This is a genomic window from Streptomyces sp. NPDC055025 (assembly GCF_053608565.1).
This window is the reverse complement of the sequence record NZ_JBSGVS010000016.1, coordinates 119,820-135,172: the sequence shown is the minus strand read 5'-3', so window position 1 is coordinate 135,172 and position 15,353 is coordinate 119,820. Positions and strand designations below refer to the sequence as shown.

Annotated in this window: 7 protein-coding genes; 1 reads left to right on the top strand and 6 read right to left on the bottom strand. The window is 71.3% G+C overall.

Annotation, left to right across the window (positions count from 1 at the left end):
- The first annotated feature begins 424 nt into the window (after positions 1–424).
- The gene (locus ACWGDX_RS12830; protein ID WP_453624934.1) at positions 425–2,182 is read left to right on the top strand and encodes a hypothetical protein; all 1,758 of its coding nucleotides are present in this window, start codon (positions 425–427) and stop codon (positions 2,180–2,182) included.
- A gap of 284 nt (positions 2,183–2,466) precedes the next feature.
- Here the strand turns inward: ACWGDX_RS12830 and ACWGDX_RS12825 are convergent, their stop codons facing one another.
- From ACWGDX_RS12825 to ACWGDX_RS12800, 6 genes are all read right to left on the bottom strand, one after another.
- Positions 2,467–3,567, bottom strand: coding sequence for an NAD(P)-dependent alcohol dehydrogenase (locus ACWGDX_RS12825; protein ID WP_453624932.1), 1,101 nt, complete (start codon positions 3,565–3,567; stop codon positions 2,467–2,469).
- Between the two features lie 53 nt (positions 3,568–3,620).
- The gene (locus ACWGDX_RS12820; protein ID WP_453624930.1) at positions 3,621–4,430 is read right to left on the bottom strand and encodes an SDR family NAD(P)-dependent oxidoreductase; all 810 of its coding nucleotides are present in this window, start codon (positions 4,428–4,430) and stop codon (positions 3,621–3,623) included.
- 182 nt (positions 4,431–4,612) lie between these two features.
- Positions 4,613–5,014, bottom strand: coding sequence for an allene oxide cyclase barrel-like domain-containing protein (locus ACWGDX_RS12815; RefSeq protein ID WP_453624928.1), 402 nt, complete (start codon positions 5,012–5,014; stop codon positions 4,613–4,615).
- A gap of 25 nt (positions 5,015–5,039) precedes the next feature.
- Positions 5,040–5,426 (bottom strand): nuclear transport factor 2 family protein, encoded by a 387-nt coding sequence (locus tag ACWGDX_RS12810; RefSeq protein ID WP_453624926.1) that lies wholly within the window; start codon positions 5,424–5,426, stop codon positions 5,040–5,042.
- A 36-nt stretch (positions 5,427–5,462) separates the two neighbouring features.
- Positions 5,463–6,683, bottom strand: a complete 1,221-nt coding sequence (locus tag ACWGDX_RS12805) for a cytochrome P450 family protein (RefSeq protein ID WP_453624924.1) — start codon at positions 6,681–6,683, stop codon at positions 5,463–5,465.
- Positions 6,684–6,691: 8 nt separating this feature from the next.
- Complete coding sequence (locus ACWGDX_RS12800) at positions 6,692–15,334, bottom strand: type I polyketide synthase (protein ID WP_453624922.1); 8,643 nt, start codon at positions 15,332–15,334, stop codon at positions 6,692–6,694.
- Positions 15,335–15,353 lie beyond the last annotated feature (19 nt).

Genomic DNA, 15,353 nt, shown 5'->3' with positions numbered 1-15,353 from the left:
GCCGAAGCCCCCTCCCGTCCGGCGAGGGGGCTTCGGCGTATCCGGCCGCCACGCACGTCCGGCGTGGTTCCGGCCAGGCTGGAGTTCACTTTGGGCCAGCTAGCCGGAATCGTGGTTCCTGGGCTTCCGGGCGGGGGAGTGCTTTCGGCGGTTCGGTTGGCCATGTCCCTGGGGGAGGGCTGTTGGAGGCGGATGCGCCAAGTCAAGGCGCCGGTTGACGGGTTCCCGCAGATGGAGGGGCGAGAGGAGCCTGGCACCAGGGCTTGAAGCGCTGAACATGAATGACGGCCTTCGGCTTGCCTCCGGTCCTTATAGCTTTCCCTGTGAGCCTGTCACCTCACCGGTCCGGCACCCGTCAACACCGGGTCGCCACCGCACGTCATTGTCCGCATGGTGTGAAACGTCGAGATAGGGAGTCCTCATCGTGCCACCGTCGCTGCACTACGACATCGTCACCGATCCGACATCGCTTCAGGCTTCACAGCCTGGGGTGCCGTCCACGGGGGCGGTATACCTGATCATCTCCAACCACGACGCGGCGATGGTGAGCGTGCGCTCCATCGAAGTGCAGATACCTGTCGGCGACAATGCCGGTCACCTAACTCCCCACCCCGAGTTGATCAAACGAAGTTTCGAAGTGCATCCCCCCGTTTCCAACACGCCTGTGCAGCTCACATGGGACGGGGTGAAGAGCTTCCGGCTGGAAACCTCCCCGAAAACGGCGTACTTATTCGATCCCGGCGAAACCATTGTCCTGAAACTGGAAAATATAGCCGTTTCCGCCGAGGGAGGATTGGCCCTCCTGACGATAACGGAGATTTCCAAGCCTCCTGGCGTGCAGGGAAATTTTGCGCCGCACACGCTTATGCTCGGGCTGGTCAAGGAAACACCGAAGGCACCGCGCAACTTCCGCCCGGACAAGGACATGGTGGACGTTAGCGCGAATGGCAGCGCCACCCTCATGTGGGACGGGCCCAACAATATCGACTACTGGATCGTCTCTCCGGACGCGCAACCGGTGAAATTCTCCGCGGCGCCCGCAGGAACTCCGGTAGCCCAGACGCCTTTCACGCACAAGGTGCAGCCCACCCGGGGAACGACGTACACCCTCATGGCCGGCACCAGCCCCGGGCAGCCGAACGGACAGGGCTACATTTTCACCACCACGGTCCACGCACGTATTCCGGAATTCGAGAGCGGGGTCCGCACTCCGTGGGCCGAGGGGACCCCGGCCAAGGGCCAGGGGCGCGTCACCTTCACCCCGCAAGGCGTGGACATCAACAAGACGGGTGGCGGGCTGGGAACCGTTACGGCCGACGAGGCCAGACTGACGACAGCCGTGAGGACCAAGCGGGCGCGGGGGCTGGATGACAATGACGGGTGGGTCGAGTTCCCCCCGGACGGCATCAAGGTGGGGCATGGCTCGGCCGGCGACTTGGGAACCGTCAGCGCCAACGGCGTCAACACCATATGGGTGGGGGACCGTAACGGCGGCAAGGGATGGATCGAATTCCCGGACACCGGCGTGAAGGTCTACAAAAGTGCCGGGGACTGGGGAACCGTTACCGCCGGTGAGGCGGACCTGGCCGACCTGTTCACCCGTCGGGCCACGGTACGGGAACGCCTCACCGTCGAGGGCGGGTTGACGGTCAACGGCGTGCTGGAGACGCAGGACGGGCCGCCCCGACTGGTCGTTCACGGCCAGTTGGACGCCGAGGGTGAACTGAAGGCTGCCGGAAACGCCGTTGTCGGTGGTGACCTCTCCGTCAACGGCAAGCTCGAACTGGGTGAGCTGCGCGTTGCCCGCACGGCGGACATCGGTGGTGACCTCTCCGTCAACGGCAGGGTGAATGCCGGGAGTGAGCTGCATACTGCGGGGAAGGCCGTTGTCGGTGGCGACCTCGACGTCAACGGGACGTCCACCCTTTCAGGGATGCTGAACGCCGGCGGAGGGCTGACCGTGAGCTACAACGACGAGTGGGTCCTGAAGGCCAGCCATGACAGGGTGCAGGTCGCGCAAAATCTCTACGTCCAGCATGACTCGGTGTTCACCGGGGTGGTGAACGCCAACGGGCTCCTGTCGGTCCGCAACAGTGACGCCTGGATCATGCACGTCAACGACGACCAGGTGTCGATCCAAGGCAATCTGCGCGTCCACGGGGCGTTCCGCTCCGACGACTGACGGGCAGATCGCGACGGCCGCCCCGCAGACCCACAGGCCCTGCGGGGCGGCCGCGGTCACCCTCTGCATGCCGGGCAAGGTCGCCGACTTCCTCCGCGCGGCCGAACTGGAACCCGCCGAGCGGGCCGCGCCCAACCACGGCGTGACCGTACGGCGCGGCCAGGGCTACGCCCTGCGCGCCGGCGCCCGTGCGCGCGATCCAACACCGGCGGCTCAGTCCGCCATTCGGTCGCGGGCCGGGCCCAGCCGTTCCCCCAGCCCAGGGGAGGTCGATCGCACCCCCGTCACTGGTGCACCAGCACCGGTTTGACCGCGCTTCCGCCGATCGATTCGTCGACGGCGTGGTTGATGTCGGTCAGCGGGTACGAACGTACGAGCTTGTCCAAGGGGAACCGCCCGTCCATGAAGAATTCCAGTAACCGCGGAATCAGGAGCGACGGAACGCTGTCGCCCTGGAGGATGCCCTTCACCGTGCGGCCCAGGAGCTGGACCAGCCCGACGGAAATGTCCTGGCCGGTGCCCGCAGACCCGACGATGCCGGCCGTTCCGCCGACTGCGAGCGCCTCGACGGCAGCGCGCGCGGTCTGCGGGAGGCCCACCGCGTCCAGCGAGAAGTCGACGCCGCCCCGGCTGAGCCGGACCACGGCGGCCGCCACCTCTTCCCGGGCGCCGTCGAGTACGTGGGTGGCGCCAAGTTCGATCGCCAGGTCCAGTCGGTTGGGGTGCAGGTCGACGGCGATGATCTGCGTGCAGCCGGCGATCCTGGCGGCCATCACGGCCGCCAGCCCCACCGGGCCGGCGCCGAACACCGCGAGGCTGCTGCCGGGCGGCGCGGCGAACACGCTGAGCACGGCGCCCGCGCCGGTCTGCAGCCCGCATCCCAGCGGGCCGAGCAGCTCCAGTGGGGCGTCGTCACGGACCTTGACGACGCTGCGCTGGTGGGCCACGACATGGTCGCCGAAGGCGGACTGGCCGAAGAAGTGCCCGTTGATCTCGGCGCCCTCGGTATCCCGATAAGCTGTCGAGCCGTCGGCTCGCCGCCCGCGCAGGTTCAGCGGCAGGAAAGACACGCAGCGCATGGGGTGGCCGGTCAGGCAGGAGCGGCAGGAGCCGCAGCTCATCGGCGCGAGGACCACCCGGTCGCCGGGGGCGATCGAGGTCACCGCGGCGCCGACGGCCTCGATGACGCCGCTGCCCTCATGCCCGAGTACCGCCGGCAGGCCCGGCGGGAGAATTTGGTCCCGGGCGAGTAGATCGGTGTGGCACAGGCCGGTGGCCACCATCCGGACCAGCACCTCGTCTGCTCTGGGCGCCTCCAGGAGCACGTCCTCCACGGAGAACGGCCCCCCTTTGGTACGGGCGACGGCTGCCTTGATGGAACGCATTCCGTACTCCTCCTGGTGGGGCGGTCCGATGTCGTGGAGCGGCCGGTCCGGCATCACTCGCCCGGCCCGTTCGACGCCACGGGTCCGGCCGGTTCGGCGGCCGGGCCCAACCGGGTCTCGCCGCCGACAGGCAGGTCGGCGAACTCGAAACGCGCGATGCCGGTGTCGGCCGCGACGACCCACGCCTGGCCGGTCCGCCCGTCGTGCACCGCCGTGACCATGGCGTCGACCACCAGGTCCGGGGAGGCCACCGCCACGCCGGCGGCCCGCCACGCGGGCAGGCGTTCGGCGATGAGCGGTGTCTCGACCGCGGCCGGACACAGGACGTTGATGGTGATCCCGTCCCCGGCGAGCGCCGGCCCGAGAGATCGGACCAGGCCGACCAGGGCGTGTTTGGACGCGGCGTAGAACACGTCGGGGGACGGGCGAAGGCCGGTGACACTGGCGGTGACGACGATCGATCCCCCGCCACGGGCCCGAAGGGCGGGCAGGGCCGCCTGTACCCCGTACACCACCGAGTCGATGTTGACCGCGAGCAGCCGCTGATAGGCATCGCGGTCGAACGCGTCGCCGATGGAGCCTCCGGCGAGTACTCCGGCGTGGAGCCAGACGACGTCCACACCTCCGAACCGGTCGACCGCGGCGCGTATCAACCGTTGGTTGTCGGCCAGGTCGGACACGTCCACCGGCACGAACAGCGCGCCGGTCTCCTTCGCGACGGCCTCGCCGCGGACCTGGTCGATGTCGGCCAGCACTACATGGCTGCCCTGGTCGGTGAACCGCCGGGCGGCGGCGGAACCGATCCCGCCGCCCCCGCCGGTGATGAGCACTACCTTGTGCGCGAAGGTCGCGGTATCGGTCATCTCCGGTGTCCTGTCCGTAAGTCCGGCCATAGGGGTCCCGTAGCCGGTGTGGCGGTTTCGTGCGTCGGCCAAAACGGCTGTCGTCGCGGCAGAGGGCGCCGCCCCTCACGGACAGGTCGGGCCCGATACGGCGGAACAAGCTCTGGGTCCTGTCCGATCCACCAGGGATGACGGGACAACCCTTAGGAGAGCAAGGTCGAGAAGAACACGATCTTGGCGTCGGCGACCTTGCCCGGATCGACCGGGCGCCACTGCCGGAAGCCGGTCCGGCCGGCGTATTGGCCGCTCACGCCGACCGCCGGGCAGTACAGCCACTCGCCCGACACCAGGTTGCTGAACCGCGCCCAGGCCTCGACGTGCACATCTCCATCCTTGAGCGCGATCTTCTCGGTGATACAGGTCATCAGTTCGTCGTCGGTGTCGCGGCGCGTGACGATCTTGTAGAAGCCCTCCACCATACCGATCGGGGTGCCGGACGGGTCGCGCAGTTCCGACACATAGGTACCGCTCTGGCCGATCTTCGGGTCCTCGAAATCGATGTCGCTGCCGAACTTGACCAGGTGCTCGCTGAGGTTCTCGAACATGTTCGTGACTCCTTCAGTGTCGGTGTCAGGCTTTACGGAAGACGTCCTTGACGAGGATCAGACCGTCGCGCAGCGTGAACAGGTCCACGCCTCGGTCGAGTACGTCCCCGGCGGCGTTACGCAGGCTGAACTCGATGATCTGCCGGTCGTGCAGCACCACGGCCGGCTGGAAGACCAGCTCGATTCCCTGGTCTCCCAACTGCTCGCGCTTCTTGACCAGATCCGTCAGGTACGCGCGGATCTGGTGCCGCCGGTATGTGGTGCCGGGTTCGGGCCCCTCGGCCACGATCCAGGCACCGTCCTCGGCGAAGCAGGCAACCGCCTCGTCGAAGGCGTCCCGCGCGCACGCGTCGAAGAAGACCGCGACGACGCCTTCGCCCACCTTCATCGTCTGCACCGTGTTGTCGGTCATGGATGCCTCATCTCTCCCTGTGTCGAGCAGAATTGGTCAGGACATGCGCATGGGCAGACTCTCCAGACCACGGAACTGGAGGCTGTGCCGCCAGACGAGTCGCTCGGCCGGCACGGCGAGCTCCCAGCGGGGGAACCGGCGCAGCAGCCGGCCGAACAGGATCTCCCCCTCCAGCCGGGCCAGCGGCGCGCCGATGCAGTGGTGGATTCCATGCCCGAAGGACAGGTGCTGGTTCCTGCTCCGGCCGATGTCCAGCCGGCCGGGCTCGTCGAAGACGGAGGGATCCCGGTTGGCGGCGCACAGCGAGACGAAGACGATCTCGTCCGCCGGGATCGCCACGTCGCCGATACGGACCGGGCGGGTGGTGTAGCGGATGGTGGCGAGGTTCAACGGGCTCTCGTACCGCAGGAATTCCTCGACGGCGTTCGCGAGCAGTGCCGGGTCGGCGCGCAGCAGGCTCTGCTGCTCGGGGTGTTGGATCAGCGCGAGCACCCCACTGCTGATCATGTTCGCGGTCGTCTCGTAGCCGGCGTTCATCAACAGGAACAGGGTGGACAGCAGTTCGCCGCCGTCCAACCGGTTGCCGTCGTCCTCGGCCTCGATGAGGGCACTCACCAAGTCGTCGGTGGGAGCCTGGCGCTTGGCGGCCACGACCGACTCCAGATGCGCGTAGGCCAGTCCGATCGCCTCCCGCTTCTCGGCGGCGGTGGACCGGACACTGGTCAGGACGCCGTTCCAGCGGCGAAGGTCCTCGAAGCCCGTCACCGGCACGCCGAGCAGGGCACCGATCACATAGATGGGGAACGCCAGCGCGATCTGTTCCACCAGGTCGAACTCCGCGTCGGGGACGATGCCGTCGACGACTTCGTCGGCCATCCGCTCGATCCACGGCCGCATGCTCTCGACCCGGCGCATGGTGAACGCCTTGGTGACGATGCGGCGCAGCCGGGTGTGGTGCGGGGGGTCGCTGAAGAGCATGCTGCGCGGGTTCTGGCCCACCGAGCCGTCAGGGTGCACCGCGTGCCGCTCGACGATCCGGGGCAGGCCGAGCGCGTCCTTGGACAGTGTCGGGTCGGCGAGGAGCATGCGGACGTCCTCGTGCCGGGTCACCACCCAGGCGTTGACCTCCGAGGCGAGTGTCTTCACCGCGTGCCTGCCGACCGGTGCCTCGGTGCGCAACACGTCGTACGAGGGATAGGGGTTCTGTACGAACATCGGCCCGAACACGATGTCGTCCGCGGTTGATTCGGTGGTCATGTCAGTGATCACTCCCGTCCTGATCCGGACAGCCACGACTCGACGGCACGGCCTGTCGAGGGTCCGGAGTCGCCGATGATGGTCAGATGATCTGCCGGCACGTCGACCGCCTCGTGCCGGGTGGGCCAGGACACCGCGGGGACCGGCCGGCCGGGTGCGGTGCCTGCGAGGGGTTCGGTCGCCCGTACCAGCAGGGTCGGGCTCGACAGCGGGCTCGGGCGCCAGCCACGGAACAGGTCGAAGTGCCGGCCCATGGCGGTCAGACCGGCGTCCGTGGTCAGCTCCACCAGCTCGGTGCGGTCGGCCAGGACGGTGAACAGTGTCGACTCCAGGGCTGCGAGCCCGGCGCTGTCCGGCAGGTGGCTGTCGAGCAGCACCACTGCGGCAGGTGTCGTCCCGTCCTCGGCCAGCGCCTCGGCGACGGCGTGCGCGACCCAGCCGCCCGAGGAGTAGCCCACCAGTACGACCGGCCGGTCGCCGTGGCCCGCACGGACCGCGGCCGCCTGGTGCCGGACGAACTCCTCCAGCGTGCGGGGCAGCGTCTCGCCCGGGGCGTACCCGGACGGAGAGAGCACCGTCAGGTCGCGGCGGTCCCGGAACGCGGTGGCGAACCGGGCGTACTGGTAGGCGTGCGCGGGCGCGACCAACGACGGGAAGCACACCAGGGGCGGCCCGTCCGGGCCGCCCGCGAAGCGCGCGCTTCGCGGTCCGGGAGCTGTCGAGTCCGGCTCGTCCCGCAGGTGCGCGGCGGCGGCGAGCAGTCGCAGACCGTCGTCCGCCCGGCCGACCAGGCTGGCCTGCCTGAAGAGCGTCACCAGCGGGCTCGTCGGCACGTCGGGCGACACCGGCTCGGTGGCGGTCCCGGGCGGCCCGGCGGGCTCCGCCTCGGCGATCCGCCCGGCCAGCAGAGCCCCCACCTCGGTGGCGGTCGGGTGGCCGACGATGTCGGACGGTGCGAGCCGGACACCGGTGACCTCGTGCAGCCGGTTGCGCAGCTCGACCACGCCCAGGGAGTTGAGCCCGAGTTCGGTGAACGTCGCCCCGGGCCGGGGGGACCGGTCGGGGTCGCCGAGCACGGACGTGACGTGGCCCAGCACCACCTCGGTCAGCAGAGCGGTCCGGGCGGCGGGCCGCGCCTCCCGAAGCCTTCGACGCAGTCCTTCGGTCTCGGTCTCGGTCTCGTTCTCGGTCTGGGACTCGTTCTGGGACTCCGTTTCGGTCCAGCCCTGCGCCGGGTCGGTCGGCGGTTCGGCACCGCGCTGGCCGCTTCCCACGGACCTCGTCGCGCGCAGCCAGTAGCTCCGGCCCTGGAAGGGGTAGACAGGCAGGTCGACCCGTCGGCCGCCCTCGCACAACGCGCCCAGGTCCAGAGGCAGTCCGCGCACGTACAGCTGGGCGAGCGCGGTGGTGAGCGAGGCACGCTCCGAGCGGTCGGCTCGCAACAGCGGCACGGCCAGCGAGGCGCCGGGATCAGCGAGGCAGTCCTGGGCCATGGCGGCCAGCACCCCGTCGGGGCCGAGTTCGACGAAGGTACGCGCGCCGCGTTCCTCCAACGTCCGGATGCCGTCGGCGAACCGTACCGGCTGCCGGACGTGCCTCACCCAGTAGTCCGCGCCCGCCACCTCGGCCGGATCCGCCACCGCGCCGGTGAGGTTGGACACCAGGGGAATCCGCGGCGCGTGGTAGGTGATCCGCTCGGCCTCGGCCCGGAACGCCGCCAGCATGGGCGTCATACGGGGCGAGTGGAACGCATGGCTCACCTTGAGCCGCTTGGTGCGGCGGCCCCGGCCGGCCAGCTCGGCGGTGACTTCCCGCACCGCGTCCTCGTCACCCGAGAGCACGATGGCGGCAGGGCCGTTGACGGCCGCGACCGACATACGGTCGGCACGGTCGGCGATGAGCGTCGCCACCTCGTCCGGGCTCGCCTCGACCGCCACCATCGCACCGCCCGACGGCAGTTCCCGCATGAGCCGGGCTCGTGCCGCGACCAGCGCGGTCGCGTCGTCGAGGTCGAACACTCCGGCCACGTGCGCGGCCGCGAGCTCCCCGATCGAGTGCCCGGCCACCAGGTCCGGCACCAGCCCCCATCCCTCGACCAGCCGGAAGAGGGCGACCTCCACGGCGAACAGCGCCGCCTGGGTGTATTCGGTCCGGTCGAGCAGCCCGGCCTCCGCGGATCCGGGGGCGGCGAAGACCACGTCCCGGACCGAGTGCCCGAGGTGTCGCTCCAGCCCCTCGCAGGTGTCGTCGAAGGCTGAGGCGAACCCGTGGAACGACGTGTACAGATCCCGCCCCATCCCCAGCCGCTGGCTGCCCTGTCCGGTGAACAGAAAGGCCACCGCCCCGTCGGCGGCCACCCTGCCGGTGATCACGTTCGATGCCGTCCGGCCCGCCGCGAGGGCGGCGAGGCCCGCGTCGAACCCGGCAAGATCCTCAGCGAGTACGACCGCCCGGTGGGTCAACGCGGCCCGCGTGGCGGCGAGTGACCAGCCGAGGTCGGCGAGGGCGAGGTCCGGGTGCCTGCCGAGGTGGTCGCGCAGGCCGCGAGCCTGCGCACGCAGCGCGTCCACACCACGGGCGGACAACGGCACCGGCAGCGTTCCCGGGCCGGCATCGGCCGGGACCACGACCGGACTGGGCCCGGGTGCCTGCTCGATGATCACGTGCGCGTTGGTTCCGCTGACACCGAAGGAGGACACCCCGGCCCGGCGCGGCCGACCGGTGTCCGGCCACGGCTGCTCCCGGGTGAGCAGGGCCACCGCACCGTCCGACCAGTCCACATGCGGGGACGGCTCGTCCACGTGCAGGGTCCTGGGCAGTACGCCGTGCCGCATCGCCAGCACCATCTTGATCAGCCCGGCGACACCGGCGGCTGCCTGGGTGTGGCCGATGTTCGACTTCACCGAGCCGAGGTGGAGCGGCCGACCCACCGGCCGGTCCTGGCCGTACGTGGCCAGCAGCGCCTGCGCTTCGATCGGATCGCCCAGCCGGGTGCCGGTGCCATGTGCCTCCACCGCGTCGACCTCGCCCGGAGTGAGGCCCGCGTCGGCCAGCGCCTGTCCTATCACCCGCTGCTGGGCGGGCCCGTTCGGCGCGGTCAGGCCATTGCTGGCACCGTCCTGGTTCACCGCGGTCCCACGCAGCACCGCGAGTACCGGGTGGCCGTTTCGGCGTGCGTCGGACAGCCGTTCCAGCACCAGTACGCCGGCGCCCTCGCCCCAGCCCGTGCCGTCCGCGGTCGCGGAGAACGGCTTGCAGCGGCCGTCCTCGGCGAGCCCGCGTTGCCTGCTGAAGTCCACGAACACGCCTGGGCCGGCCATCACGGTCGCCCCGCCGACGATGGCGAGGGAACATTCGTCCTGGCGCAGTGACCGGACGGCGAGGTGCAGCGCCACCAGCGACGAGGAACACGCGGTGTCCACGGTGATCGCCGGGCCGCGCAGGCCCAGAGTGTAGGCGAGCCTGCCGGACAGCACGCTCGCCGCGTTGCCGGTGCCCAGGTAGCCGTCCAGGCCGTCGGGGATGTCCTTGAGGAACGCCAGGTAGTCCTGTCCGTTCGTACCGATGAACACCCCGGTCCGGCTCTCCCGCAGGGACAGCGGGTCCAGGCCCGCTCGTTCCACCGCCCGCCAGGAGATCTCCAGGAGCAGCCGCTGCTGCGGGTCCATCGCCGCCGCCTCGCGCGCGCCGATCCCGAAGAAGGCCGCGTCGAACCGGTCGGGGGCGTCGAGGAACGCTCCGTGGCGGGTGTAGGTGGTGCCCGGCCGGTCCGGGTCGGGGTCGTAGAGGGCGTCCAGGTCCCATCCTCGGTCGGCCGGGAACGTGGACACCGCGTCACGCCCGGCCCGCAGCAGTTCCCAGAAGTCTTCCGGACCGGTCACCCGGCCGGGGAAACGGCAGTCCATCGAGACGATCGCGACGGGGTCCTCCGCGACCGCGGTGCCCGTCACGGACCGGTCCGCCATCTCCGTTGTGCGGTCGCGGAGTCGGGTGCCCAGATAGGCGGCGAGTGCCTGCGGGCTGGGGTGGTCGAACGCGAGTGTGGAAGGCAGGGCGATGCCGAGGGCGGTGCTCAGTGTGTTGCGCAGTTCGACGGCGGTGAGCGAGTCGAGACCGAGTTCCCGGAACGGCCTGTCGAGTGCGAGCGGGCCCGCGTCGTGGCGCAGCGCCTGCGCCGTCTTCGTCGACACCAAGTCCCGCAGTGCCCGGTCCAGTTGGCCGGGTGGCAGGTCGGCGAACCCGCTCACGGGGGCGCCGGGTCCGGTCGCCGGGGTGTCCGTGCCGGATGCCGGGCGGGCCTCGGGCAGTTCGGCGAGCAGCGGCGGCGGGGTTCCCCCGGCGGCCAGTCGCGCCCAGTCGACATCGGCGACCGCGACGGTCGCGGCGCCGGTCTCCACGGCCGCCCGCAGTGCGGTGAGGGCGGGTCCGGCCTCCATGGGTTCCACCCCGAGCCGCACCAGCTTCTGCCGGGCCGCGTCGTCCGTGGCCATCCCGGCCCCGGCCCATGGTCCCCACGCGATCGAGGTGGCCGGCAGCCCGTCCCGTACCCGGCGTTCGGCCAGCGCGTCGAGGAACGCGTTCGCCGCCGCGTAGTTGCCCTGGCCGGCGCTGCCCAGCGTGCCGGCCACGGAGGAGAACAGGACGAACGCCGACAGCTCGGTGCCGAACGTCAGTTCATGCAGGTTCAGCGCGGCGACGGCCTTCGAACGGGCCACTTCCGCGAGCCGCGCGGGGGAGAGCGATTCCAGCACTCCGTCGTCGAGCACTCCCGCCGCGTGCACCACGGCGCTGATCGGGGTGGGCCGATCGGCCAGCAGCGCGGCGAGCGCGTCACGGTCCGCCGCGTCGCAGGCCGCGATGGTCACTTCGGCGCCCAGGGCGGTCAGTTCGGCGGCCAGTTCGGCGGCGCCCGGCGCTTCCTTCCCCCGACGGCCGATGAGCAGCAGGTGCCGCGCGCCCTCCCGGGCGAGCCATCGGGCGACCTGTCCGCCCAGCGCGCCGGTGCCGCCGGTCACGAGGACGGTGCCGTCGGGCCGCCACGCCTGTGCCGGCGGCCCCGGCCGGGAGCGCACCAGTCTGCGGGCGAACGCCGCACCGCGGCGGACGGCAACCTGATCCTCACCCGCCTTGCCGGTGAGGATTTCGGCGAGCCGGGCGCCGGTAGCCTCGTCCACCGTGGTCGGCAGGTCCACCAGGCCGCCCCAGTACCGCGGTTGCTCCAGCCGCGCCACCTGGCCGAGCCCCCATACCGGGGCCTGGGCGAAGCCGCCGAGGCGGTCCTCCGGCACCGCCGGTACGGCGTCCCTCGTCACGGTCCACAGGGGGACACCGAGGCCGAGGTCCGCGACGGCCTGCATCACGGCCAGGGTCCCGGCGAGACCGCGGGTGATCTCAGGGTGCCCGGTGTACGGTCGTTCGTCGATGCCCGCCAGGCACAGGACACCGGCCACGGGGCGGTCCTCGGACCCCGCGTCGCGGATGCGGTCGGCGAGCACGGCCCTGGTGTCCACCGGGACCACGACCGGCTCGACGTGTCCGCGCAGCGCCTCGGCCACATCCGTCACCCACACCTGATCGTGGTCCCCGTCCGGTACGACCAGGACCCAGGTGCCGCCGGAGCCGGCGGCGGGAGCGCCGGGCAGCCGCCGCCAGCGTGTGCGGTACAGCCAGTCGGCCGCCCGCTCGTCGTCCCGGCGGGAGCGGTGCCAGGACGAGAGGGCGGGCAGCGCCCGGCTCAGTGGTACGTCGTCGGTCAACTGCAGCGCGTCGACGAGTCCTTCGAGATCGTCGCGCTCGACCATCCGCCAGAATTCCGTGTCGGGCTGCCGTGCCGGGTCCGTCGGCGCGGCGGCGTCGTCGGCGGACAGCCAGTACCGGTCGGAGCGGAACGCGTACGTCGGCAGGTCCAGCCGCCGGGGGCGGCCGTCGGAGGCGGCCGAGATCACCTCGGCCCAGTCGACGGGGACCCCGGCGGTGAACAGCTCGGCGGCAGCGGCCAGCGCCGCGCCCTGCTCCGGGCGCCCTCGACGCAGCAGCGGCACGGCCACAGGTGAGCGCGTGCGGCCGGTCGCCGGTGACGCGGCCTGCTCAGTGACCATGGCGGACAGCACCCCGTCCGGCCCGGCCTCCAGACAGGTGTCGTACCCGTCCGCGAGCAGCGTGGCGGTCACGTCCGCGAAGCGCACCGGCGCGCAGACCTGGTCCACCCAGTAGGCGGACGAGCCCCACGATTCCTGGTCGCTCCACCGGCCGGTCACGGAGGCGATCCCGGGCAGACCGGGCGGCCGGGTGGACACCTTGGCCAGTACCTCGGCGAATTCGCCGAGCATCGGCCGCATCAGCGGCGAGTGGAAGGCGTGGCTCACCGTGAGCGCCTTGACCCGGCAGCCGGCGGCGCGGGCCGTGCGGCCGATCGCGTCGACCGCGTCGGCCCGGCCGGACACCACCACCGACGACGGGCCGTTGATCGCGGCGATCCCCAACTGCCCCGGCTGCCGCGCCTCTTGCTCGGCCACCCAGGCCAGCACCCGGTCCTGGTCGGCCTGCACGGCGAGCATCGCCCCGCCGGCCGGCAGGTCCTGCATCAGCCGGCCACGGGCCGCCACCACGGCGCAGGCGTCCGGGAGGGACCAGACTCCCGCGACATACGCGGCGGTGAGCTCCCCGATCGAATGGCCCGCCACGGCCCTCGGTGTGACACCCCAGGACTCCGCGAGCCGTACCAGCCCGGCCTGGAGGGCGAACAGCGCCGGCTGGGTCAGCGCGGTCCGGTCCAGCGACCGGCCGTCCTCGGCGGCCCCCTTGAACATCACGTCTCGGAGCGAAACGCCCAGGAGCGGATCGAGTTCGGCGCACACCTCGTCGAGCGCCGCCGCGAACTCCGGGTACGACTCGTACAACTCGGCCCCCATACCCGGCCGTTGCGCGCCCTGGCCGGTGAACAGGAATACGACCCCCCGGCCGGTGTCCGCCGCACCGCCTGGCCGGACCACGGCCGGGGCGGTCTCCCCCGCCGCGACGGCCCGTAACCCGGCGAGCAGTTCGTCCGCGTCGCCGCCCAGCACCACGGCGCGGTCCTCGAACGCGGAGCGGGTCGTGGCCAGCGACCATGCCACGTCCACGGGATCGAAGCCGGGCCGGGCACCGAGGACGTCGGCGAGCCGGCCGGCCTGGACGCGCAGCGCCTCCGGACCGCGCCCCGACACCAGCCACGGCAGCTCGCCACGGGCCACCGCTCCGTCGTCCGGTTCCGCCGGCTCCGGGGCCTGTTCCAGCACCAGATGCGCGTTGGTACCGCTGATCCCGAACGCGGACACCCCCGCCCGCCTGGGCCGGTCCTGGTCCGGCGCCGGCCACGGCACGGGCTCGGTCAGCAGTGACACCGCACCGGCGGACCAGTCCACATGCGGCGACGGTTCGTCCACGTGCAGGGTCCTGGGCAGCACCCCGTTCCGTAGCGCCATGACCATCTTGATCACTCCGGCGACACCGGCCGCCGCCTGGGTGTGCCCCATGTTCGACTTCACCGAGCCGAGATACAGCGGCCGGCCGGCCGGGCGGTCCTGGCCGTAGGTCGCGAGCAGCGCCTCCGCCTCGATCGGATCGCCCAGCCGGGTACCGGTGCCGTGCGCCTCCACCGCGTCCACGTCCCGCGCCGTCAGCCGCGCGTTGGCCAGCGCCTGGCGGATCACCCGGCGCTGGGACGGTCCGTTCGGTGCGGTCAGGCCGTTGCTGGCACCGTCCTGGTTCACCGCGCTGCCGCGCAGCACGGCGAGTACCGGGCGGCCGTTTCGGCGGGCCTCGGAGAGCCGTTCCAGGAGCACCAGGCCGACGCCCTCGGACCAGCTGGTGCCGTCGGCCGCTGCCGCGAACGACTTGCAGCGCCCGTCCGCGGCCAGTCCGCGCTGGCGGGAGAACTCCGTGAACAGTGTCGGCGTGGACATCACCGTGACCCCGCCGGCCATCGCCAGGGAGCACTCCCCCGCCCTCAGCGCCTGCGCCGCCAGGTGTATCGCCACCAGCGACGAGGAGCACGCCGTGTCCACGGTGACCGCGGGTCCGACGAGTCCCATGGTGTACGAGATCCGGCCGGAGACGACGCTGTCGGCGCTGCCGCTGACCAGGTAGCCCTCCACCTCCTTGGGCACCTTGCTGCTGTGCAGCGCGTAGTTCTGGTACATGGCGCCGACGAACACGCCGGTGTCGGTGCCGCGCAGCGTGTGCGGATCGATCCCGGTGCTCTCCGCGACCGTCCACGCCGTCTCCAGCAGCTGGCGCTGCTGGGGGTCCATCGCGAGCGCCTCGCGCGGTGAGATGTCGAAGAATCCGGCGTCGAACTGTCCGGCCTCGTAAAGGAATCCACCGGCCCGCGCGTAGGTGGTGTCGGAGTGGTCCGGGTCCGGGTGGTAGAGGTCCGCCGGCCAGCCGCGGTCGGTGGGGAACTCCGACATCGCGTCGCTCCCGGAGTCCACCAGCCGCCAGAGGTCCTCCGGTGACCGGACGCCGCCCGGGTACCGGCAGGCCATGCCGACGATCGCGATCGGTTCGTGGTCCCGGTCCTCCAGTTCGCGCACCCGCTGCCGTGACCTTCGCAGGTCGGCGGTGACCCGTCGCAGGTACTCGACGGTCCTGTCCTGATCCGGCTCCGACACCTGTCGTTCCCTTCTGTCC

What these genes read in the sequence shown, in the direction of transcription:
- ACWGDX_RS12815 (WP_453624928.1), bottom strand. Translation starts at nt 5,014, where the DNA reads ATGTTCGAGAACCTCAGCGAGCACCTGGTCAAGTTCGGCAGCGACATC.
- ACWGDX_RS12825 (WP_453624932.1), bottom strand. Translation starts at nt 3,567, where the DNA reads ATGCGTTCCATCAAGGCAGCCGTCGCCCGTACCAAAGGGGGGCCGTTC.
- ACWGDX_RS12810 (WP_453624926.1), bottom strand. Translation starts at nt 5,426, where the DNA reads ATGACCGACAACACGGTGCAGACGATGAAGGTGGGCGAAGGCGTCGTC.
- ACWGDX_RS12805 (WP_453624924.1), bottom strand. Translation starts at nt 6,683, where the DNA reads ATGACCACCGAATCAACCGCGGACGACATCGTGTTCGGGCCGATGTTC.
- ACWGDX_RS12820 (WP_453624930.1), bottom strand. Translation starts at nt 4,430, where the DNA reads ATGACCGATACCGCGACCTTCGCGCACAAGGTAGTGCTCATCACCGGC.